We start from the raw sequence: 22,346 nt of genomic DNA, 5'->3' as shown, positions 1-22,346 counted from the left end.
GGACTGTCGGACCTGCTCTGCTCTCCGGATGGCGCGGCCTCGCCCTACCGCAGGGTCCCAACGGATCCGATTGTCGGACCAGTTCCGCTCTCCAGAGGGTGCGGCCACCTCCCGCTCAACGCGGCCCAACTCATCCGACTGTCGGACCAGTTCCGCCCTCCGGATGGAGCGGCCACCTCCCGCCCGACGCGGCTTCAACCTGTCCGACTGTCGAACCAACTCCGCAGCCCAGCTGGAGCAGCCTCCGTCCTGAGGGAGGGGCTGAACCCGTCCGACTGTCGGACCAGTTCGGCTGCCCGGCTGGAGCGGACACCTCTCGTCCGAAGCACCCTCAAGCTGTCCGACTGTTGGACCAGCTCCGCGGCTCAGGCGGAACGGCCACACCTCAGCCACGGGGGGCCAAACTTGTCCCACGAACGGAGCAGTCCAGTTGCCTGGCTGCAGCAGCCATCCCAGCCACAGGGGGTCAAACCTGTCCGACTGTCGGACCAGTTCCGCGGCTCGGCTGCAGCGGCCATCCCAACCACAGGGGGTCAAACCTATCCGACTGTCGGACCAGTTCCGCTGCTCGGCTGCAGCGTCCACCCCAGCCGACCGGGGGTCAAACCTATCCGACTGTCGGACAGGTTTCCGCTGCTCGGATGTAGCGGCCGCTTCAGACGCCCGTGGGGTCAAACCTGTCCGACTGTCGGACAGGTTCGTGCGGGGCACCGCTGACGGGAAGCCCCAGCGGGCGGACCTCCGTCCCCCTACGAACCGTCTTTCGTTCGCAGGCCTACCGCCGGCGCTTGCCGCCGCGCACGCCGGACACCTGCACGGCCTTCACCGCCGGAGCGGGCCGGGCGGAGAGCCAGGCCTCCACCTCCTTCGACTGCGCGGTGCGGCCCGCGGATGTGAAGCGCGCGAGCGCCTGTGAGGCCATGTCTCGCGCCTCCGCCTCCTCGCCTTCCTTCCACAACGCCTGCGCCAGCGCGAAGCCGGACTCGCCCAGCGAGTCCTCCTGCGCGTCCTTGAACGACAGCGCCTGCTTCAGCGGGGCAATCGCGTCGTGCGTGCGGCCCAGGCCCAGCAGCGCCTGCCCGACGCCGTCCAGCGAGTAATAGACCAGCTCGTCGTCCGGCCCCAGCTTGGCCTGCTTCACCTTCAGCGCTTCCTCGTAGTCCCGCAGCGCGTCCTCGTAGCGCTTGAGCGCGAGCAGGCTCATCCCCTCCTCGTCCAGCGCCTCCGCCAGCTTCACGCTCTGATTCCCCAGCAGCGTGCGGTGCAGCGACACGGACACCCGCGCGTGCTCCAGCGCTCCGGCGAAGTCCTTCTCTTCGCGCAGCGCCATGGACAGCGCCTGATGCCGACGCGCCGTGTCCAGGTGCACGGGGCCCACGGCCTTCTCCGTCTGGGCGAGCGCGTCCTTCAGCACCGTCACCGCCTGCGCGCTCTTGCCCGTCTCCAGCAGCGTGCGCCCCAGCGTGAACGCCACCCGAGCCCGCTTGGGATGTCCCTCTGGCAGCGCCTTCGCCAGCAGCCCCGACGCCTGCTCCAACAGCTTCAGCGCGTCGTCCGGGTGGTCTTGCATCAGCGCCAGGTTGGCCGCGTTCACCTTGAGGTCGGACTCGAGCACCGCGTCGCCGCCCACGCGCTTCAGCGTCGCCTCGCCCAGCCGGCCCCAGCGCTGCGCGAGCGCGAACTGCTCCTGCTCGCCGTCCACGAAGAGCAGCTTGTTCATCACCGACACGGCCAGCCGGTCCGCCCGGCCCGCCTCCGCGTCGTAGACGGCCTGCTCCAGCACCGCGCCGCCCGCGGCCTTGTCGCCCAGCACCGCCTGCGCCCAGCCCAGGTGGAAGCGCAGCTCCGCCATCAACGGCAGGTAGCCCGTGGCCATGACGCGAGCCTCCGCCGCCTTCGCCAGCTCCAGCGCCTTGGGCATCCGGCTCAGGTCCACGCGCGCCTTCACCTCCGCCAGCTCGCCCTCCAGCGCCTCCAGCTCCGCGCGCCTCGCGGGGTCCGCTGGCCGGGGCTGCAGCTCCGTCAGCGCCTCCACGTCCGCGCAGTCGCCCGGCGAGGGCAGCGCGTAGGCGGCGTCCAGCGACTTGTCCACCAGCGCCACGTCCGCCGTCTGGAGCGTGGCCACCAGCGCGCCCAGGTCCTTGCGCCGCCGCTCCAGGCACACGAAACGCTGGGACAGCAGCGCCTCCGTCTGCACCTCGCGCACGCGCGTGTCCTCGCACGCCACCGTGTGCTGCTTCGCCCACTCCAAGCCGTAGCCGTCCAGCACCTCGCCCACCCGGCGCGCCATGTCCTGCGCCACCGGGCTCTTCGTCGCGAGGAACGCCTGCGTCACCTTCTCCCGCGCGTCCGGGCTCCAGCGCTCCGCCACCAGGTCCGCCGCGCCCTCGCACACCTGCGAGCGGGACCACGCCACGCCGCCCGCCACGCCCAGCACCACCGTGGCCGCCACCGCGGCGCCCGCGCGGCGCTGGAGCAGGGCCCGCCGCTCCCGCTGCCCCAGCACCGTCAGCAACTCCTCCATGGAGCGGAAGCGGTCCCGAGGCTCCAGCGACAGCCCCTTCATCAGCGCGCGGCGCACCCACGCCGGCACCTTCGAGTCGCGCGGCGGCTCCAGGATGGGCGACGGCGGCAGCACCTGCACCGCCGCGGCCTCCGTCACGCCCGGCTCGTCATCCGTCCCGCCCCGGGCCCGCAGCTGCGACGCCACCCGCGACAGCTCGTCCGGGTCGAAGGGGCGGATGCCATACAGCGCGCGGTACAGCGCCGCGCAGAAGCTGAATTGATCCGACCGCGAGTCCAGCAGCTCGCCCCGGAACTGCTCCGGCGACATATAGGCGGGCGTGCCCATCACCAGCCCCGCCTGCGTGAGCTGCGAGTTCAGCGGCGAGTCGTCCCCCACCGGCCGAGTGCGCTCGCCGTCGTCCTCGTCGTCCTCCACCTCGCCCATGGGCCGCGCCAGGCCGAAGTCCGTGACGTAGACGCGCCCGTCCTTGCCCACCAGCACGTTGGCCGGCTTGAAGTCGCGGTGCACCAGCCCCGCCACGTGCGCCGCCTCCAGCCCCCGGCCCGCCGCCAGGTACTTGTCCAAGAGCTCCTGCCACGTCCGGGGCTTCGCTTTCGTCCAGTCCCGCAGCGTGCCGCCGTCCACCAGCGCCATCGCCACGTAGATCTGCTGCTCCCACTGCCCCACCTCGAACACGGGGATGACGTTGGGGTGGGAGATGCGCGCCATGGCCTGCGCCTCGCGCAATAGCCGTGCCCGGCCCTGCTCCAGGTCCTCGTGGCCGCCCTTCACCCGCAGAAGCTTCAGCGCCACCTTGCGGTCCAGGTCCGGATCATAGGCGGCGTACACCACCCCCATGCCGCCCTGCCCCAGCACCTTCAGAGGGACGAACCGGCCCACCTGCCGCGACGAAAGGCGCTGCGACTCGCCCCCCGCCCCGCGCGAAGGCGCCGAGGACTCCGCCCCACCCCGCCCCGTCGCGGAGGCGTTCGCTCTACCCGTACCGTAGGATTCCCGCGACGCCGAAACTCGCGGTGCGGAGCCAGGCGCCGAAGGCCCGTCGTCCCTGTCATGCCGGTTCGCCATGGGTCCAGTGTACCCCTCATTCCAGGATTCCATGTTCTTCGGCCCGGACGCCCGCCTGGTTGCGTCGGAAATCGCGCGTTCCCTTCAGATCCTGTAATCCGGAAGCAACCTCCGAAGTCTCCCGCGGATAATGCGGGAGAAAAAAGACCCAGAAGCGACAGGAGACCCCCGTGGCCCTCAACATTGGCTCCAAGATCGATTCGGTCATGGCCCGCATCCGCCAGGCCCAGGAGCAGGCCCGCGCGGAGATGGCGGCCGCCGCCAAGTCCGTGAAGGAGCCCTTGCCGGACGCACCGGACGCCAAGCCGCTCAACGCCGCCGAAGGGCGTTACCTGGACTCCTTCGAGGCGGAGCGCGCCAAGAAGATGGGCCTGCCGTCCCTGGCCGCCCCCCCGCCCCCGGGCACCGACCCGGCGGCCCAGCCCAGCGCGGTCCCCGCCAACCTGGCGACGGACGCCCAGAAGGAGGAGGGCTGGAACGCGCCCCAGACCACCGTTGCCCAGACGAGCAAGAAGGGCTGCGCGGAGGCCACCCTCACCTACCTGGAGCAGGCCGGCGCGGAAGAAGCGGCCCCGCTGACGCAGCAGGAGGCCCGGGAGAAGGTGCGCAACAAGGCGGACACGCTGGCCACGTCGGAGACGGCGGGCGTGAAGGACCGCGTGCAGGTGAACCTGGACGACGGCGCCACCCCGGACGAGATGGGCGCCATGCTGGGCTCCATGGGCATCAAGGTCACCAACGGCTTCGACGAGTGCAACACCGACGCGCTCAGCGGCGCGCTGAAGCGCGGGCAGATGGCGCTGGCGCTGGTGGACTCCAACGCACTGCTCAACACGACGCTGGAGGAAGGCGAGAAGGGCCCGGAGAGCGGCGAGTTGCACTGGCTCACCATCGACGGCGTGAACCCGGGCCTGACGAACAGCACGGAGGACGACCTCTACCGCGTGCGCGACCCCGTCAACGGCGCCTACTGGGTGAAGGCCAGCGACCTGAAGAAGAGCATCGACCAGGCCCAGGAGAAGCACGACAGCGGCGGTGTGATGACCGTGAAGAAGGACCGCTCCGCGAACACGAAGGAAGAGCGCGAGGCCCTGGCGCGCACGAACCTGGAGCACACCCAGCCGCTGGGCAAGGGCAACGGCGGCGCCAGCCGTCGCCTCAGCGTGAGCGAGTCCAGCTAGGCTTCACGCGAGCATTCCCTGTGCCACCCAACGCCTTCCCCAGCCATCACGCGGGGGAAGGCGTTTGCCTTTCCGAGGGCCCGTCAGGTCGGCAAAGGTTCGTGGGCGAGCCGTGCGGCCTGGAATCCTCCACGAAGACGCGAGCCTCGCGCAGCGCAGCAGCGGTGTGCGCAATGGGATGCCAGGACGACGCGCGAGGGGCAGAAGCCCCGCAGGGAGCGGCGCCGCCCGACGAGTCTGCCTTGTCGGACCACGAGGTGCGCAATCGGCTACCAAGGTAAAGCCGCGAACAGAGGCGCCTGCCGGGACCGGCGTCGCCCAACTGGTCCGACTGTCGGACCAGTTCGCATCGCCCGGCGCCGGAGGGCGGGTCCCCCAGTTCGTCCCGTCCATGTCAGACCCCTCTGGTTGGATGCGCAAAGCATCGGCGAGAAGGGCGGCGGAGATGGTGAGGGTGGGGCTGGTGGCGTATGTGGAGCAGCAGATTGAGCAGGACATCGCGCTGGGACGGCTGCCGAGGAACGGGCGGCTGGCCTCGGAGCGGGTGATGGCGCACTGGTATGGCGTGAGCCGTGGCACGGTGCGCGAGGCCTTGCGGCGGCTGGCGGCACGGGGCCTGGTGGTGCAGCACCCCGGACGCCAGGCGCGAGCGGTGGCGCTGGACGAATCGCTCACGCTGGAAAATCTGGGCCTGGCGCTGCATGCCGCGCGCTCCGAGGAGGGCCGGCGGCTGCTGGAGGGCTTCTTCAGCCTCAAGCGTCAGGTGCTGGCGGAGCTTCTGGCCGACTGCTGCGCGAACGCCTCCGAGTCGGAGGTGGGCCGGTTGGAGTCCGTCTGCTACGCGCTCTGGGACGCGGCGCGCTGGCACCCCGGCGAGCGCTGCGCCCAGCTGGAGTTCGAGTTGCTGCGGCTGGCGGCCCAGGTGGCTGCGCGTCCCGGGCACCTGCTCCTCATCCAATCGCTGCAAAGGGCCTTCAGGGGCATTGAGGCCCGGCTGCTGCCCGTCATGGGCGGCGAAGCCCTGGGCCAGTGGGCCCGGTGCGCGATGCACGCTCTGAACGAGCGCGACATGCAGGCTCTTCAGCACCAACTGCCGGTGTTGCTGAAGGCGTGTGATGCGCGGGTGCTCGGCTCTTTCGCCCCACGTCCTCGGGAGAATGTCTCTGCCGAGGCCCCTGAAGCGCAGGAGTGCAGCCCCGGCGCTCACACGTCGACCTCGGCACAGGACAATGCGCCCGAGGCTCTCACCCGCATCGAGATGCTTGAGCCTGGCAATTGCCAGTCCGTTACCGGGCAGGCCGAGTCATTCGAGGAGGGCACCAGCATTGAGACTCGTGGCTCCAGCGCCCCTCTCTCCGCTGCCGAGCAGGATGAGGCATTAGCGGCCATCTCCTGCGTTGAGGAGCATGGCATTGGCGTCAACGTGCAAGCCGATGCGGCGCCTGGTGCTGTCCCCTGTGCTCCCGAACATGCCGTCTCAATGGAGCCGGACAGCGAGGTACCGGGGTTTACATCCGCTCCGGGGCTCTCCCCTCGCGAACCCGGTGGGGAGGGCACTGGCGGAATCCAGTCGAGGGCTTCCCACCCATCAATTCCTGCGGACAAGCCCATAGGGCGATGTGCAACACCGGCGGATTGATTCCTGGCGACACAGATCCACCGGTCCAGTGAACCGCGTGCTACCGGCTCCTCCGGGGCCTGCGCCCCGAGTTCATCTCCTTCTGGCAGCAACGACTCTTCACGTCGCCCGTGAAAGCAACACACGCGCTCCTGAGTGGGGCGCGTGCGTCGATTGAACGTGGACACATCCACACCATGATTGCGCGTCGGATGTATCCACGTTCGCTTGGCGGCCTGACTAGAGGGCCGCGCCCACCACCAGCGTGACGGGGCCGATGCTCTGGAGGATGTACTGGTTGCGCGTGCCCACCTGGATGACGCTCTTCAGCCGCGCCTCCTGCCACTTCGCGTACCCCAGCTCGTACAGCCACCGGTAGTCCTTCGGCGGGCCTTCGGAGGCCTGGGGCGAGGCGCGCTCGCCCAGGATGAAGGCCGCGTAGCGCGTGTAGGCCTTGTGGATGCTGCCTCCGCCCGTGCCCGCGTAGTCCCAGAAGCCCGGCCGCGCGTAGTTCACCTCCGCGCTACGCGCGACCAGCGACATGGCCCACAGGTGGAAGAGCGAGTAGCCGATGGGCGGGTCACGGAGGATCTTCTCCTCGTAGACGCGGCCCTCGTTGGCGGTGCCCGTGCCGGACTCGATGGCGCGGTTGATGACGTCCTTGATGAAGGACGGGTTCGCGTACGCACCGTTGCGGCGGTCCGTCCACGCCGTGCCGTCCAGCACGTAGCCCGCCAGCGCCGTGTCCTGCAGCGCCACGGACGCGGCCATCAGGCCCGCCAGGCCCCAGCTCAGGTGGTTGTCGGAGCGGTAGCGGGTGAAGGCGCTGGAGGTGGGGTGCGCGTCCGCCCAGCGCGTCCAGGCCTGGAAGCTGGAGTTGACCGCTTCCGCTGTCTTGCGCAGCCACTCGCGCACGGCCGCGTCGTCCGCGGCGGAGAGCGCGTAGCCGTTGCGCTTGAGCAGCACGTACGCGTCGCTGGCGTTGATGAGGCCGTATGCCTGGAAGACGCCGTCCAGCGCGAAGTTCCACGGGCGGTCGGAGCAGTAGTCCTGCGTCTGACCGTCCAGCTTCGCCGCCGCGTAGTCCACGTGCAGGTCGTGCAGGTTCACGGGCGTGTGCTGCGATGCCCACGTCTTCAGGAACAGCGCCGCGCGCGCCGCGTACTTCGTGTCCCCGCCGACGGCGTACTGGAGCGCCAGCGTGCGCATCCGGTCCGCGTCGTCCGTGAATTTGCCCGTCGCGTCCGCCAGCGAGTTGTCGATGCCGTCCGTGTCCGGCGAGCACCAGTGGTACGTGATGGTGGAGACGTCCGTCATCCGGAACGGCCGGGGCGTCGCCGTCAGCGCCGCATCCGCGCGCCCCTTCAGGATGCGAGCGTTCTCCGCGTAGGGCTCCGTCGTGGCGGTGGCCCGCGTCCTGGCGCGGGTCAGCTCCGCGGCCGTGATGAAGATGCCGCCGCCCGCCGTGGGCAGCGCCGTGGCCTCCGCCTCGGATTGCGCGAGGGCCGGCTCCGTCCCGTCTTCGGGTCCGCAGGCCGCGCCGCCCACCACCACCACGCCCAGCACCAGGGTCCGCAGCCACCGTGGATTCAGCGTCATGTCGTCGGGTCCTTTCGGGAGCGGGCGCGGATCACGTGCCGTCGATGAGGCGGGTGGCCAGGTCCGGGCTGAACTGTCCGGCGGGCGTGCCCGGCGCGATGCCGCACTGGCCATCCGAGTCCCCCGGCGTCTTCACCCACAGGAGCAGCTCCGCGCCGCCACCTGTCTGAGAGGGGACGCCCAGCTTGCGGCCCGCGGGGTTGCACCACTCGCCGTTGGAGCCGTTGCCGTTGCGGCTGGTGTCCACGACGTACTGCCGCGTATAGCCGTAGCGGCTGCTCAGCGCGGCGTTCACCGCGTTGCCGTACGTGGCGGACTCCGCCGTGGGGTAGAAGTTGGAGACGTTGATGGAGAAGCCACGCACGTTGCGCACGCCCGCGGACTCCAGGCGCTGCGCCATGGTGTCCGCGGCAATCCAGCGCGCGTTGCCGCCGTCCAGGTACGTCCAGGTGTTGGGCGCGCGGTCGCGCAGCTGCTCGGAGGCGTAGCGGATCAGGCTCAGGCGCGTGGCGCGCTCCGTGTCGTTGGGGAGGCAGTCGAGCTGCGCGACGCCGTCCGGCTCCACGATGACCACCGCGGGCCGGTTGCCGATGGCCGCCGCGAAGGCGGCGATCCAGGTGCGGTATGCATCCGCGCTGCCGGCCCCGCCACCAGAGTGACTGCCGCAGTCGCGGCCGGGGATGTTGTAGGCCACCAGCACCGGCAGCTTGTCCGCCGCGTCCGCCGCGGCCACGAAGCCGGACACGGCCTGCGTGATGTCGCCACTCCAGTTGCCGAACCAGCGCGCCATGGGCTTCGAGGCGATGGACGCGTTGATGCGCGCCGCTCGCCCGTCCCCGCTGTTGTTGCGCGCCCACACGGCCGGGTTGGAGTTGGGGTCCACGTAGAAGCCGCTCGTCATCGCCACCGGACCGGAGCCCGTGCCGCTGCTCTCCGTGGTGAGCGAGATGTCATCCAGCCGCACCGTGACGGCGTTGGCGCGGCCGCCCAACTGGAACGTCACCTGCCCCTGCCCCGATGAGAACGACGACGTGAACGGGAAGGTGAACCGCCTCGACGTGCCGTCCAGCGTGAAGGACTGCGTGAGCGTGGACGCGTACGGCGCCACCTCCTGCTGCACGGTGGTGCGCGCGGTGATGGTGGCCGTGGCGGTGGCGGTGAACGCCAGGGTGTACGTCTTCCCGGCGGTGAGCGTCAGGCCGCTCTGCCCGACGATGGCGTCCCACGGGTTGGCCGTGTTCGCCGCCACGTCCACGCGCCACCGGCCGCCCTCCACATACGACTGCGTGCTGGCGTTGTTCCACCACGGCGCCGTCGCGCCGGAGCTGAAGCCGCCGTTGACGAGCAGCTCGGTGAGCGCGGCCTCCTGTGCGCTGAGCGCGGGAGACCCGGAGGTGACGGACTCGGAGGGACCGCAGGCCGCGAGCACGAACAGCGGCACGAACGGAAGCGACAGCCGACGCAGGAAGCGGAGGGAACGCATGAAGGGGGAAGCTCCTCAGCACGGGGAGTTCCCTTCATGCGGCGCACCAGTCCGGAATACAAGACTAAGCAGCTATTTCGGCTCTTGGCGGAATATTGCCGGGACAGGCCCGGCGAGGGGCCAGCCATGTGGGGACAGCGCCGGGGCTGGTGGGCATGTACACCCTGGATCCAGGGCTCTAACCTGGCGCTCCCGCGACCTTGGATGGGGCCCGCATGGCGAAGGCTGTCTTCACCACCTCGGAAGGCTCGGCGTATGACGACCAGCCCGAGGTGCGCTACCACTTCCCGCGCACGTATCTGCGGCAGGTGGAGGCCGCCGTCGGGGAGCTGATTCTCTACTACGAGCCCCGCAGGGCCAGCGGCCCGAGAAGCTCGAACGGGCGGCAGGCCTACTTCGCCGTCGCGAGGGTCCGCGACGTGGAGGAGGACAGGACCCAGCCCGGTCACTTCTACGCGCTCATCGAGGACTTCCTCGAGTTCGACCACGCCGTGCCCTTCCGGGAGGGGGACCGCTACTACGAGGAGGCCTTGCGCAAGGCGGATGGCAGCACCAACAAGGGCGCGTTTGGCCGCGCGGTCCGGCCCCTGGAGGACGCGGAGTTCGAGCTCATCACGCGCCTGGGTTTCCGCCGGGACTACGCCCCGTGGGAAGCGCCCGTGCCCGGCGTCGCGGAGCCGCTTCCCGTCTATCCGGAGCGTCCGCTGGAACAACTGGTCGTCTCACGCCCCTTCCGGGACGACGCCTTCCGGCACAACGTGCGCCGAGCCTATGAACAGACCTGCGCCATCTCCGGGCTGAGGCTCATCAACGGTGGCGGACGGCCCGAGGTCCAGGCGGCGCACATCCAGCCCGTCGCCTCTCACGGCCCCGACTCCGTCCGCAACGGGCTGGCGCTGACGGGCACGGTGCACTGGATGTTCGACCGGGGCCTCGTCTCTGTCGACGACGAGCACCGCGTCCTGCTGGCGACCCACGGCGTGCCCGAGGACCTGGGCCGGCTCGTCCAGCCCCACCGCCGGCTGCGGCTGCCGGAGCGGCCTGAATGGCGGCCCCACCCCAGCTACCTGAGGTGGCACCGCGAACACGTCTTCAAGGGCTGAGCGCGAGCCTCACGGCCCCTGGGGGCCGGGGCTGGAGTTGCCTCCGTCGGTGACGTAGCGCCACTGGCCGTCGGCCTGCCGGCGCCAGATGGTGAGGTACTTCACGTGGTCCACCTCCGGCTGGCCCTGCTCGTTCTTGCCGGTGGCGACGGCGCGGCCCACCGTGTACGCGAGGTCGCCGGAGCCCGCCGCGTCGCCCAGCACCGGCTCCCAGCGCAGGTCGATCTTGTCGGGCGTGAACGGCGCGTACGCCTTCGCGACGGCATCATGGCCGAAGATGCCGGCGGCCCCGAGCGGCATCACCACGTCCTCGGCGGCGTAGGCGATGAAGGCCTTGCCCATGCCCTCGGCCACGGACTGCGCGGCGAACGCGCGGTCGGCGGCCTTCGCCTCCTCCAGCACCTGCGCGGGCGCCAGCGCGCGCGGCTCCGGGGCCGGCAGCGTGGAGGACGGCGTGAAGCCCGCGGGCGGCGTCAGCGCCGCCTTGGAGGCGTTGTGCACCGCCGCCACCACGCGCCACTGCCCGTCCGGCTGACGCTTCCACGCGGTGATGTAGCGCCCGACCGGCCGCACCGACGTGCCGCCCGACTCCACGGACACGTTGCCCAGCGAGTACCCCAGCGTCCCGTCCGCGCTGACGTCCCAGCGCACCGGCGCCAGGCGCACCTTGCCCTCCGCCTCCAGCGGGTGCGCGGCCAGCCACGCGCGGAGGGCCTCCCTGCCCTTCTGGGCGTACGCACCGTCCACCAGCAGCACGGCATCCTCCGCGGCGAAGTCCGCGTACGCCTGCGCCGAGCCGGCCTTCTCCGCCGCGTCCGCCAGGGCCTGCTCCGCCGCCCTCAGGCCCCCGCGCAGGTCCTCCAGCGACTGCCGCGCCGTGGCGGCCCCCGCCTCCGCGCCCGGCCCGGAGGCCTTCGCCCCACCGCACCCCAGGGTCCCCAACGCCGCGACGACGAGCGCGCCCGCGAACATCCGTTTCATGTGCTGGTTTCCTTTCGTGAAACACCGGGCCCGCGCGCCATGGCCGGCACCCCGGGCTCCCGGCCCCGAGCCATACACGTAAACACGGGATTCCGCTCGGCCCGCGGCGGGGGCGATCCAGGAATCATGCGTTTCTACAATTAGGAGGGAATTTCTCTCCCCCGTGAAAGGAACTCCTCGAATGGATGGACGTAACGGAAGGACTGGCGGCGCCCGGCTGCTGCCGCTGGTGGCGCTGATGTGCGCCACGGCGTGCGAGCCGCGCGCGGCGGCGCCCCCGGCGCCGGAGGGGCCCAAGGCGTCGGTGAAGCTGGCGGCGGGCAGCCTCTCCGCCACCGTGCGCAGGACGTCACACGGCATCCCCCACGTGCTGGCGGACGACTTCGCGGGCGTGGGCTACGGCTACGGCTACGCGTTCGCGCAGGACAACTTCTGCGCGCTGATGGACGCGCTGGTGACCGTGAACGCGCAGCGCGCGCGCTACTTCGGGCCGGACGGCACGTACCTGGCGGCCCTGGGCAGCCAGTACAACAACCTCAAGAGCGACTTCTTCTACCAGGCCATCATCGACGACGGCACGGTGGACGCGCTGCTGGCGAAGCCGCCGCCCCTGGGCCCCTCCCCGGACGCGCGCGAGCTGGTGCGCGGCTACGCGGCGGGCTTCAACCGCTACCTGGCGGAAGTCGGCGTGGACGGACTGACGGACCCGCGCTGCCGCGGCGCCGCCTGGGTGCGCCCCATCACCGAGCGCGACCTGTACCTGCGCTACTACCAGCTGAGCCTCTTCGCCAGCTCCCTGTACTTCCTGGACGCGCTGGTGGACGCGAAGCCGCCGTCGCTCCTGCCGGACGGCACGCTGCCCCTGCCCTTGCCCGTGCCCGCGTCGCTGGACCGCAACGTCTTCCCGAGCTCCGAGTCGCTGGGCCTGGGCAGCAACGCGTTCGGCCTGGGCGCGCAGGCGACCCGCAACGGCAAGGGCATGCTGCTGGCCAACCCGCACTTCCCCTGGGAGGGCTCGGAGCGCTTCTACGAGGCGCACCTCACGGTGCCGGGCAAGCTCAACGTCAGCGGCGTGAGCCTGCTGGGCGTGCCCGCCATCCTGATTGGCCACAACGAGACGCTGGCCTGGAGCCACACCGTCTCCACCGCGTACCGCTTCACCCCGTTCGAGCTGAAGCTCGTCCCGGGCGCTCCGACGAAGTACCTGTACGACGGGCAGATCCGCGAGATGACCACCCGCACCGTGACGGTGCAGGCGAAGGAGGCGGACGGGACGCTCACGTCGCGCCAGCACACCTTCTACCGCTCGCACCTGGGCCCCATGCTGGAGTACCCCTCCGGCCTGATGACGTGGAACGGCCTCACCGGCTACGCGTTCCATGACGCCAACGCCACGAACCTGCGCCTGCTGGACGCCTTCTTCGCCATGGACCGCGCGGCGAACGTGGACGAGCTGCGCACGGCGCAGGACACCTGGCAGGGCATCCCGTGGGTGAACACCCTCGCCGCGGACGCGCAGGGCCGCGCGTACTACGCGGACATGAGCGTGGTGCCGCACGTCAGCGACGCGAAGCTCGCGCGCTGCGTGCTGTCCCCCATCCCGCTGCTGGTGCTCCAGTCCGCGGGGCTGCCGGTGCTGGACGGCTCGCGCTCGGACTGCGCGCTGGGCACGGACGCGGACGCGGTGGAGCCGGGCATCTTCGGGCCCGGGAGCCTGCCGCGCCTGCAGCGCGCCGACTACGTCACCAACTCCAACGACAGCTACTGGCTGCCCAACCCCGCGCAGCCGCTCACCGGCTTCCCGCGCATCCTGGGCGGTGAGAAGAACCAGCGCAGCCTGCGCACGCGCCTGGGCCTGAAGATGGTGCAGGGCCGCCTGGCGGGCACGGACGGCCTGGAGGGCCAGGGCTTCACGCTGGAACAACTCCAGACGGTGATGTTCAACAACCGCAACTACTCCGGCGAGCTGCTGCGCGACGCCGCGGTGGCGCTGTGCCGCCGCACGCCCTTCGTGCTGATGCCGGACCTCACCTTCGAGGACCTGCGCCCCGCCTGCCCCGTGCTGGCCGCGTGGGACCTGAAGGGCGACGTGGACAGCCGGGGTGAGCTGCTCTGGCGCGTGTTCATCTTCAACACGGTGGGCATCACGGGCGGGCCATACGTCGTGCCCTTCAACGCGAACGACCCCGTCAACACGCCGCGCACGCTCAACACGCTGAACCCGCAGGTGGCCCAGGCGCTGGGCACCGCCATCCGCACGCTGCGCGAGCGCGGCGTCGCGCTGGACGCGGCGACGGGCGCCGTGCAGGGCAAGCGCAAGAACGGCGTCTTCTACCCGGTGCACGGCTGCAGCCACGACGAGGGCTGCTTCAACCAGATCTCCAACCAGATCCTGCCGGACGCCACCTACGAGCCCGTCCTGGGCTCCAGCTTCGTCATGGCCGTGTCCTTCACGGACTCAGGCCCCGTGGCGAAGTCCGTGCTCACCTACTCGCAGTCCTCGAACCCGGCCTCGCCCTGGTACGCGGACCAGACGGCGATGTTCTCCCAGAAGCAGTGGGTGGACCGGCGCTTCACGGAGGCGGAGATCGCCGCAGACCCGGCGCTGAGCGTCACGCACCTCCAGGAGTAGTCCAGGCCGTCAGGCGCGGGGCGGCAGGTCGTCCGCCGTCCCGTCGATGACGCGCTTCGCGATGGCGAAGGAGAAGCCCGCGCGTGCGAGCGCCGCCAGGTCCTTCTGGCGGTGCTCCGCGCGCGTGCTGAGGTCACGCCGGAAGGGCCCCAGCCGCTTCTTGCGCGCCCAGATGCGGGCGGCGGCGTCCTCGGAGACGTCCTGCGTGGCCTCCGCCAGCTTCTCCTGCACCAGCTCCGGCGCCACGCCCTTCATGCGCAGCTTCTGGGTGATGACGCGCGCGCTGCGGCCGGACGCGCGCAGCGAGTGCACGCGCGTCTCCGCGTAGGTCCGGTCGTTGATGAGGCCGTTGCGGATGAGCTTCTCCGCCAGCGCGTCCACCCAGCCCACTCCTTCCGCGCGGTCGGTGCCGTGGAACTTCACGGAGCGGTCCACCCGGCGCATCAGCACGCGCTTGAGCTGGCTCACCGTGGCCGCGTAGCGCTTGAGGTAGTGCAGCGCCGCGTTCTCCAGGTAGCGCGGCGACACCTTCCGGGGTGGCTTCGGCTTGCGAGGCTCCCGGCGGCGCTCCGTGTCCCTGTCCGTTGGATCATCCATGGCGGGACAGCTCTACCACCCGGGTCCGACCCATGGGGCCACGTCCGGTGTCCCCCCAGGGAATCCGACCGGGGCCCGTCCGTCCGGTTGCTCTCACGACGCCGCCTGTCCTCGCGCGTAATGCGTGGGCGGCAGTCCGACGTGGCGGGTGAAGGCCACACTGAAGGTGCTCGCGGAGCCGTAGCCGACCTGCTCCGCGACCTCCGCGACCGTGACCTCCTTCTTGCGCCGCAGCAGGTCCTTCGCCAGGGCCATGCGCCAGCCGAGCAGGTACTCCATGGGGGCCACCCCCACCGCGCGGCTGAAGCGCTCGAAGAACGTCGAACGCGACAGCGCGGCCTCCTTCGCCAGCTGCGCCACGGTCCACGCCCGGGTCGGGTGCTCGTGCATCCGGCGGATCGCGACGGCCAGGCGCTCGTCGGCGAGCCCGCGCAGCAGGCCCGGTGACGCGGCGGTGCCCGCCGTGGAGCGGAGCGCTTCGATGAGGAGCACCTCCATGAGGCGGGCGAGGATGACGTCGCGCGCGGGCCGCCGCTCCCGCGACTCCTCCCGCAGCAGCTCCACGAGGGAGGCGAGCCGCGGCTCACCGCGGACGAGCACGAACTGGGGCAGGAGCGACACGAGCAGGCTCGCGTCCGGAGAGGCGAAGACGCAGTAGCCCACCATCAGCCGGACATCCGGCGGACCGTGGTGCTCCCCGTTCCGGATCTCCCCATCGGGCAACACGAGGCGCGGCGTCTCCTGCTTCCCCTTGGGCGGCTCGACGCTCGTCGTCGTGAAGTCGAACGCCGCGGGGACGAGGACGAAGTCGCCCTTCTCCAGGATGACCGGCTCGCGCCCGTCGATGGCCAGGCGCATCCGCCCCATGAGGACCGCGCAGTAGAAGGGCCGCCCCGCTTCCGCGCGCCGCACCCTCCAGCGGCCCGCGGCGCTGACGAGCTTGGAGAACGGCGCGCCCGGCTGGAGCAGCGTGACGACTTCGGCGAGCGGATCCACCATGGCCGGACTCCTGCGAATGAAATCTGGACTCCCTGTTGTAGCAGGTCCGGAAACCGCTCCGTATATCCGTCACCGGAAACCGCACTCCCCAGGAGACACCATGAAGACGATTCTGATCACCGGCTGCTCGTCCGGCTTCGGCCTCGACACCGCCCGCTACTTCCTCGAGCGAGGCTGGAAGGTCATCGCCACGATGCGCACGCCGCGCGAGGACGTCCTGCCCCGCTCCGAGCACCTGCGCGTGCTCCCGCTCGACGTCAACGACCCGAAGAGCGTCCAGGCGCTGGCGGAGGCCGCCGGCCCCATCGATGTGCTGGTCAACAACGCGGGCGTGGGCCTGATGAGCGTCTTCGAAGGCACGTCGATGGAGACGGTCCGCAACACCTTCGAGACGAACGTGTTCGGCGTGATGGCGCTGACGCAGGCGTTCCTGCCCCAGTTCCGGCAGCGCAAGGCGGGCGTCATCGTGAACGTCTCGTCGGGCACGACGTTCAAGCCGCTCCCGCTGCTCGCCGTCTACACCGCGAGCAAGGCGGCGCTCAACGCGTTCACGGAGTCACTCGCGCTGGAGCTCCAGCCCATCGGGGTGCGGGTGAGCCTGGTCATTCCGGGCCGGTCCCCGGAGACGCCCTTCGGGCAGAACGCGCAGGCCCGGATGCGGGACCAGGGCGTCACCGTCCCGGAGGCGTACGCGGACTTCGTGCGGGGCATCTTCGAGCAGAGGACGGCGCATGCCTCGGGGCCGGTCACCCGGTCGCAGGACGTGGCGGAGGGCATCTGGCGCGCGGTGAACGACCCGTCGGCTCCGCTCCGCCTGCCCGCGGGCGCGGACGCGGTGGCCATGGCCAACCAGCGCTGAGCCCGGAGGGTATGCTTCAGGAGCCCCGCCTCCTGAGGTCCCCATGCCCATGACGGTCCCGAGCCCACGCTCCCTGCTTCTTGTAACCACGCTGCTGCTCTCGCTGAGCGCCGTGGGCCGCGTCCAGGCCCAGCCCGCGCCGGAGTCCACCCGGACGACCGTCGCGCAAGGCAAGCAGGTCCCCGCTGTCCTCCAGGAGTGGCGGAAGTACAAGGCCTGGCTGCGGCGCAACGTTCCGGCGTACCACGCGCAGCTCAACGGCCCCGCCACCCTCGCGCAGATCCAGGCACTGGAGGCCGAGCTGGGCGTCAAGCTGCCCGAGGACTTCAAGCAGCTCTACCTGGAGAACAATGGTGAGCAGGACCCCTTCGCCGACGAGGGAAGCATGCTGGGACACTCCTTCCTCTCCCTCCAGCAGATCTCCTTCTTCTGGAAGCAGGACGTGCTCCCCGGGATCGAGGGGCTCGCGGACGCGGACTGGCAGACCCGTTCCTTCACACCGGGAACGGTCCAGGACCACTTCCTCGTCCGCCAGTGGATTCCCCTCTTCACCGACACCCAGGGGGACTTCCTCGGCTACGACTTCGCGCCCGGGCCGAAGGGACAGAAGGGGCAGATCATCAACTTCGGCACCCGCGAATACGTGCACCATGTCATCGCCAGGGACCTGACGGACTTCCTCCGGCGCATCAACGCGCAGCTGGCGAAGACGGACGTCAAGAAGGCCGTCTTCACGGACGAGAAGGGCACCCGGCTCATCTCCGGCTTCAGCGGTGAAGGACACCTGACGGATGACCTGGTGGCGCTGCAGACCCGGGGAGTTACCCGCGACGTGATCGACGGACCGACCCAGTTCATCATCCGGCCCACGAAGCAACCCGGCGCCCCCGCCGTGGACCAACAACTGCCCCAGGGCCAGCCCCCGCCGCAGTCGGAAATCCACGTCCGCTACCCCAAGCAGTGACCCTTCCCTGAAGTCCCGTGTCGATCCGCGGCGCGGCCGTTCGTCGTGCGGATGGAGTCACGCCCCCATCCCAGGAGCCCCCATGCGCTTCATGCTCATCCCCCGCCCGTCCACCATCGAGCCCACGCACTCGGACGTCCCGTTCGACGAGGCCGTCTTCATCGCGCAGATGAAGTTCAACGAGGAGATGCACAAGGCCGGCGTGCTCATCGCCTCCGAGGGCCTCAGCCCCTCCCCGGGCGCGCACGTGGTCTTCAAGGACGGCAAGTCCACGGTGAAGGACGGCCCCTACGCGGAGACGAAGGAGCTCATCGGCGGCTTCTACGTGCTGGAGGTGAAGTCGAAGGAAGAGGCCATCGCGTGGGCACGCCGCTACCCGGGCGGCATGGGCAACGACGACGTGATGGAGGTCCGTCCCCTCACGGGCACCGGCGACATCCCGCCGGAGCTGGTGACACTCATCGAAAAGGTGGCCCCCACCTGGAGCCAGACGTTCAAGAAGTCGTCGTGACCCCTCCGTGACGTGGGAGCGCCCTGAGCCTCCCCGCCCGCTGACCTGGGGAGGAGGCCCGCTGGAGCCTCCCCGTCCCGTGCGCGTCTATACTGCCGCGCGCATGGCCACCCTGCCCGCCCCCGCGCTCGAAGCCTCCGAAGCCCCGGCGTCCCTGCGCTTCCAGGGGCTGTGGCTCTTCTCGCCCCGGGCGGACCTGAGCATCCTGCTGCTGCCCGCGCTGCTGCTCCTCGCCTCCGTCTGGCTCGCCAGCCTCACCGGCGAGGGCTCGCACGGGTTCGCCCAGCGCATCGGCCGGTGGACGTCGCAGTACGTCTTCCTCAACGGCACGCACGTCATCCTCACCTTCCTGCTGGTGGGCACCCGGCGCGAGCTGCTGCACACCACGCCCACCCAGTCCCGGCTGCTCGTGGGCGGCTCGTCGGCGGTGTTCCTGCTCACCGTCGGGCTGCTCTGGTACGGAGACGCGCACGCCCCGCTCCTCGCGCTGCTCCTCGGCGCGGGCATCCATGTCCTCGCCGCGCACCACACGCTGTCGCAGGTGAAGGGGCTGTGGGCGCTGCATGGCCTGCGGGCCCGCGCCGCGGGCGCCCCGCCGCTCTCCGAAGCCGAGCGCACACTCCAGCGCCACTTCGTCCCCGTCGCGCTGACGCTGATGATGCTCCGCTCGCTGGCCCTGCCCGTCACCGACGCGCTGGGCGCACGGCCGATGCTCAACATCGGCCAGGCCGAAAGTGGCTCGCTGCCGCACGGCCTCACCTGGGTGCTGCTCGCCGTCTGGGGCGTCTTCGCGGCGAAGCTGGTGCTCGCGCTGCGCGGGCCTCCGGGCCAGAGCGGCCCCCGGCGCGTCTACGTCCTGGCGCACGTGGCGGTGGTGGCGGTGTACATCGTCTGGCCGCTGTGGGGCTCCATCCTGACCGCGGGCATCCACGGCCTGGAGTACTTCTTCCTCACCGGCCGGATGCTCCAGCCCACCCCCCAGGAGACGACGGCCCGCCTGCGCGGCCCGCGCGTGTGGGCGGCGATGCTGGCCCTCATGGCGCCCATCATCGTGGTGGGCCTGGTCAACAGCCCCTTCGTCACGCTGGTGGACGGGGTGACGCAGGGCGCGGCCACGGACTTCTTCCTGCGGCAGCAGCCGCTGTGGTCGCTGGCCGTGCTCGCCACCAACGGCGTGGTGCTGGCGCACTACTTCGCGGACGCGTTCCTCTACCGCTTCCGCATCCCCCGCGTGCGCGAGGTGACGCTCCCCCGCCTGGGCCTGGGCTGAAGCAGGCCCGGCCGCCCGCCCTCCAGGCCCGCGTGAGCCGCGCCTTTCCCTGGAGCGCCCGGGAGGGTAAGCACCAGGGCGTGAAGAACCCGGCCGTCGAGAACCTCCCGCCCCCGTCCGCCACCGACCCGGCCCCGCCCCCCGACGTGTCCGTGGAGGACGTGCGCCGCGCCACGGCGCTGCTCAGCACGCTCGCCGAGCACCGCGCGCTCCTGCACCACCTGCCCCAGGAGGACCACCACGCGCTGATGGCCGCCGCGGGCCGGCTCATCCACCCGGACAAGGCCACGAAGTCGCGGATGGTCAACGCGCTCCGCAAGGAGAAGAAGGACGTGGTGCGCGCCAACGACCGCGCCGTGCGCTCCAGCACGGAGATCCGCGTGCTGCGCAAGGCGCCGGTGCTGACGCTGCCCGTGCTGCCCGCGCCGCCGCCGGAAGCGGCGCCGGAGCGCCTGCTCGAAGTGCCGCGCAAGTGCTACGTGTGCAAGGTGGAGTTCCGCAAGGTCCACTTCTTCTACGACGCCATGTGCATCCCCTGTGGCGACCTGAACTACGCCCGGCGCACGCAGCGCGCGGACCTCACCGGACAGGTGGCGCTCATCACCGGCGCGCGGGTGAAGATTGGCTTCCAGGCGTCGCTGATGCTCTTGCGCTCGGGCGCCACGGTCATCGCCACCACGCGCTTCCCCAAGGACGCGGTGCACCGCTACGCGCGCGAGCCGGACTTCGCGGACTGGGCCCACCGGCTCCAGGTGCACGGCCTGGACCTGCGGCACGCGCCCAGCGTGGAGCTGTTCGCGCGCCACATCGAGCAGACCCACGAGCGGCTGGACATCCTCATCAACAACGCGGCGCAGACCGTGCGCCGGCCGCCGGGCTTCTACCAGCACCTGCTGGACGGCGAGCTGCGCGACCTGAAGACCCTGGCCCCGGAGCTGCGCCCGCTGCTCGCCGGCCACGAATCCTGCGTCGCCGCGCTCCGGCCCGCGCTGGGCTCGGGCGACGTCGGGAACACCGCGCTGCCTACCGCCACCTGGCGCAGCAGCGACCCCGCGCTGGGCATCCACTCCTCCGCGGCGCTGTCGCTCATGCCCTACGCCATGGAGCAGGAGGGCGACACGCGCGCCCTCTTCCCGGAGGGCCGGCTGGACGCGGACCTCCAGCAGGTGGACCTGCGGGCGACGAACTCGTGGCGCCTCAAGCTGTCGGAGGTGCGCACCGCGGAGATGCTGGAGGTGCACCTGGTGAACGCGGTGGCGCCCTTCATCCTGTGCGGGAAGCTGAAGCCGCTGATGTTGAAGGACCGCTCGCGCCCGGGCCACATCGTCAACGTGTCCGCGATGGAGGGCAGCTTCTCCCGCTGGACGAAGACGGACCGGCACCCGCACACCAACATGGCCAAGGCCGCGCTGAACATGATGACGCTGACGTCCGCGCCGGACTACGCGCGCGACAACATCTTCATGAACGCGGCGGACACCGGCTGGGTGACGGACGAGGACCCCGCCCGCTTCGCCGACCGCAAGACGCAGGAGCTGGACTTCCAGCCCCCGCTCGACATCGTGGACGGGGCCGCGCGCGTGGTGGACCCCATCATGACCGCCGTGAACACCGGCGAGTACGTCTGGGGCAACTTCTTCAAGGACTACCGCCCCACGGACTGGTGAGCGCTGGCGTTCAGCGCAGCGCGCCCCAGTTGTAGGTCGCGTTGCTCCCGCCGGTCAGCACGCGCCAGTACGAGCTGTAATACCCATACGTGTCCTTGATGGCCTTGTAGCTGCTGGACACATTCCAGTCGTTGGGGCTCGTCGTGCCCAGGTTGTAGACGAGCGAGTCGCCCCACACGGAGTAGATGGCCCACGGACGCGCGTCCAACTCGGACACCGTGCCGTAGCGGCTGTCACCCCAGCGCACCGGCAGCTTGTCCGTCTCCGCCACCATGCGCGGTTTGTTGTAGCCCGCGAGCCCCGTGTAGAACTGCGCCGGGAAGTAGGGATTGCCGTGGTAGATGTCCACGGCCACCACGTCCACGCGGTCGTTGCCCGGGTAGTAGTTCCACGGGTCCCCGCCGTACGTCCCGTCCCACTCGTACGGCGACCAGACGAAGACGAGGTTCTTCAGGCCGCGCGTCTTCACCAGGTAGTCGTGCGCGATGATCCAGAGCTGCTTGTACTGGGCGGGATCCTGATTGGCCCACCAGAACGGCGACGCGCTCCCCTTCTTGTTCATCTCGTGGAAGGGACGGAACAGCACCGGCACGCCCTGCTGCTGGAGGTACGCGAGCTTGTCCGCCGCGAAGGACAAGTCCCTCAGCAGCGCCTGGTACTCCGCCGTGTTCGCCTGCCAGTTGATGACCCGGCCGAACCAGTTCGAGTCCATCCACGACTGCCGGAAGGTGTTCTCCCAGCTCTTCACCGACGCACCCGGGTAGGACTGGTGGAAGCTGAAGCCCACGATGCCCTCGCCGTAGATGAAGCGGTCGCGCGCGAAGCCCACCGCGTAGTCCACGTACGGCTCCGCGTACGTCGCGTGGTAGTTGCCCGGCCCGAAGTCGAACTCCACGAAGCCCGGGCGGCGGCCGGAGATGTCCCCCACCTTCACCCAGTACTCCCCGGCGTAGGCCTCCTTCTGGGCCTCGCAGTGCTGGCCCAGGATGGTCTGCTTCGTCCCACCGTTGCGGCTGTTGTTCTCCAGGTCCGTCAGCAGGTTGTAGACCCGCTGCGCCTGCGCCGTGGGGCCCGGCGTGCTCAGCGTCCGGGACACCTGCGCGCTCGCGGGGCCCGCGCCCAGGCAGAGCACCAGCGCCGCCAGGAGGGAGATGAGGGATGGCTTCGGGGGGACGTGCGTCACGTGGGGACCTCCAGCGGCTGCCCGGGGAGCGGCCAGGGTGCCACCAGCCCAGCACGAATTACACGTATTTCAGCTTAGGCAAATCTGTCCACCGGCGTGCGGGCGGG

16 protein-coding genes are annotated in these 22,346 nt (G+C 70.5%); 9 read left to right on the top strand and 7 right to left on the bottom strand.

The features are described 5' to 3' along the window. Positions 1-775: 775 nt before the first annotated feature. Complete coding sequence (locus tag JYK02_RS38710) at positions 776-3,592, bottom strand: protein kinase domain-containing protein (RefSeq protein ID WP_207057987.1); 2,817 nt, start codon at positions 3,590-3,592, stop codon at positions 776-778. A 170-nt stretch (positions 3,593-3,762) separates the two neighbouring features. Here JYK02_RS38710 and JYK02_RS38705 point away from each other — a divergent pair, with 170 nt between their 5' ends. Together JYK02_RS38705 and JYK02_RS38700 are read left to right on the top strand one after the other, a co-directional pair. Beyond that, positions 3,763-4,773, top strand: a complete 1,011-nt coding sequence (locus tag JYK02_RS38705; protein ID WP_207057986.1) for a hypothetical protein — start codon at positions 3,763-3,765, stop codon at positions 4,771-4,773. Positions 4,774-5,218: 445 nt separating this feature from the next. Further along, positions 5,219-6,412: a FadR/GntR family transcriptional regulator gene (locus JYK02_RS38700; protein WP_207058360.1), complete on the top strand. Its 1,194-nt coding sequence runs from the start codon at positions 5,219-5,221 to the stop codon at positions 6,410-6,412. 219 nt (positions 6,413-6,631) lie between these two features. Here the strand turns inward: JYK02_RS38700 and JYK02_RS38695 are convergent, their stop codons facing one another. Both JYK02_RS38695 and JYK02_RS38690 read right to left on the bottom strand, forming a co-directional pair. Further along, positions 6,632-7,990, bottom strand: a complete 1,359-nt coding sequence (locus JYK02_RS38695; RefSeq protein WP_207057985.1) for an alginate lyase family protein — start codon at positions 7,988-7,990, stop codon at positions 6,632-6,634. Between the two features lie 31 nt (positions 7,991-8,021). Next, positions 8,022-9,473, bottom strand: a complete 1,452-nt coding sequence (locus tag JYK02_RS38690) for a glycoside hydrolase family 6 protein (RefSeq protein WP_207057984.1) — start codon at positions 9,471-9,473, stop codon at positions 8,022-8,024. 215 nt (positions 9,474-9,688) lie between these two features. On the opposite strand from JYK02_RS38690, the gene JYK02_RS38685 reads away from it, so the two are divergent. Further along, a complete protein-coding gene (locus JYK02_RS38685) occupies positions 9,689-10,576 on the top strand; it encodes an HNH endonuclease (protein WP_207057983.1) in 888 nt (295 codons plus the stop codon). 9 nt (positions 10,577-10,585) lie between these two features. Here the strand turns inward: JYK02_RS38685 and JYK02_RS38680 are convergent, their stop codons facing one another. Beyond that, entirely contained in the window at positions 10,586-11,557 is a 972-nt protein-coding gene (locus JYK02_RS38680; RefSeq protein WP_207057982.1) for a YybH family protein, read from the bottom strand. A 181-nt stretch (positions 11,558-11,738) separates the two neighbouring features. Between JYK02_RS38680 and JYK02_RS38675 the strand changes: the two genes are divergently transcribed. Continuing rightward, entirely contained in the window at positions 11,739-14,189 is a 2,451-nt protein-coding gene (locus JYK02_RS38675) for an acylase (protein ID WP_207057981.1), read from the top strand. Positions 14,190-14,198: 9 nt separating this feature from the next. On the opposite strand, the gene JYK02_RS38670 is transcribed toward JYK02_RS38675, so the two are convergent. Both JYK02_RS38670 and JYK02_RS38665 read right to left on the bottom strand, forming a co-directional pair. After that, a complete protein-coding gene (locus tag JYK02_RS38670) occupies positions 14,199-14,786 on the bottom strand; it encodes a regulatory protein RecX (RefSeq protein ID WP_207057980.1) in 588 nt (195 codons plus the stop codon). Between the two features lie 93 nt (positions 14,787-14,879). Further along, positions 14,880-15,785 (bottom strand): AraC family transcriptional regulator, encoded by a 906-nt coding sequence (locus tag JYK02_RS38665; RefSeq protein ID WP_207057979.1) that lies wholly within the window; start codon positions 15,783-15,785, stop codon positions 14,880-14,882. A gap of 100 nt (positions 15,786-15,885) precedes the next feature. On the opposite strand from JYK02_RS38665, the gene JYK02_RS38660 reads away from it, so the two are divergent. The 5 genes from JYK02_RS38660 (at position 15,886) to JYK02_RS38640 (ending at position 21,056) form a co-directional block, all read left to right on the top strand. Further along, positions 15,886-16,644 (top strand): SDR family oxidoreductase, encoded by a 759-nt coding sequence (locus JYK02_RS38660; protein WP_207057978.1) that lies wholly within the window; start codon positions 15,886-15,888, stop codon positions 16,642-16,644. A gap of 49 nt (positions 16,645-16,693) precedes the next feature. Next, positions 16,694-17,608 carry an SMI1/KNR4 family protein gene (locus JYK02_RS38655; RefSeq protein WP_207057977.1) on the top strand — a complete coding sequence of 305 codons (915 nt, stop codon included), beginning with the start codon at positions 16,694-16,696 and terminating at the stop codon, positions 17,606-17,608. Between the two features lie 82 nt (positions 17,609-17,690). Beyond that, entirely contained in the window at positions 17,691-18,119 is a 429-nt protein-coding gene (locus JYK02_RS38650; protein ID WP_207057976.1) for a YciI family protein, read from the top strand. 79 nt (positions 18,120-18,198) lie between these two features. Then, on the top strand, positions 18,199-19,389 hold the full coding sequence (locus tag JYK02_RS38645; protein WP_347402683.1) for a hypothetical protein: 1,191 nt from the start codon (positions 18,199-18,201) through the stop codon (positions 19,387-19,389). Positions 19,390-19,469: 80 nt separating this feature from the next. Continuing rightward, entirely contained in the window at positions 19,470-21,056 is a 1,587-nt protein-coding gene (locus JYK02_RS38640) for an SDR family oxidoreductase (RefSeq protein ID WP_347402682.1), read from the top strand. 10 nt (positions 21,057-21,066) lie between these two features. Here the strand turns inward: JYK02_RS38640 and JYK02_RS38635 are convergent, their stop codons facing one another. Further along, positions 21,067-22,239 (bottom strand): glycosyl hydrolase, encoded by a 1,173-nt coding sequence (locus tag JYK02_RS38635; RefSeq protein ID WP_207057975.1) that lies wholly within the window; start codon positions 22,237-22,239, stop codon positions 21,067-21,069. Positions 22,240-22,346 lie beyond the last annotated feature (107 nt).

The organism is Corallococcus macrosporus (genome assembly GCF_017302985.1).
Lineage (GTDB): Bacteria > Myxococcota > Myxococcia > Myxococcales > Myxococcaceae > Corallococcus > Corallococcus macrosporus_A.
Note: the sequence above shows the minus strand (reverse complement) of the source record. Positions and strands in the feature narration are given on the sequence as shown.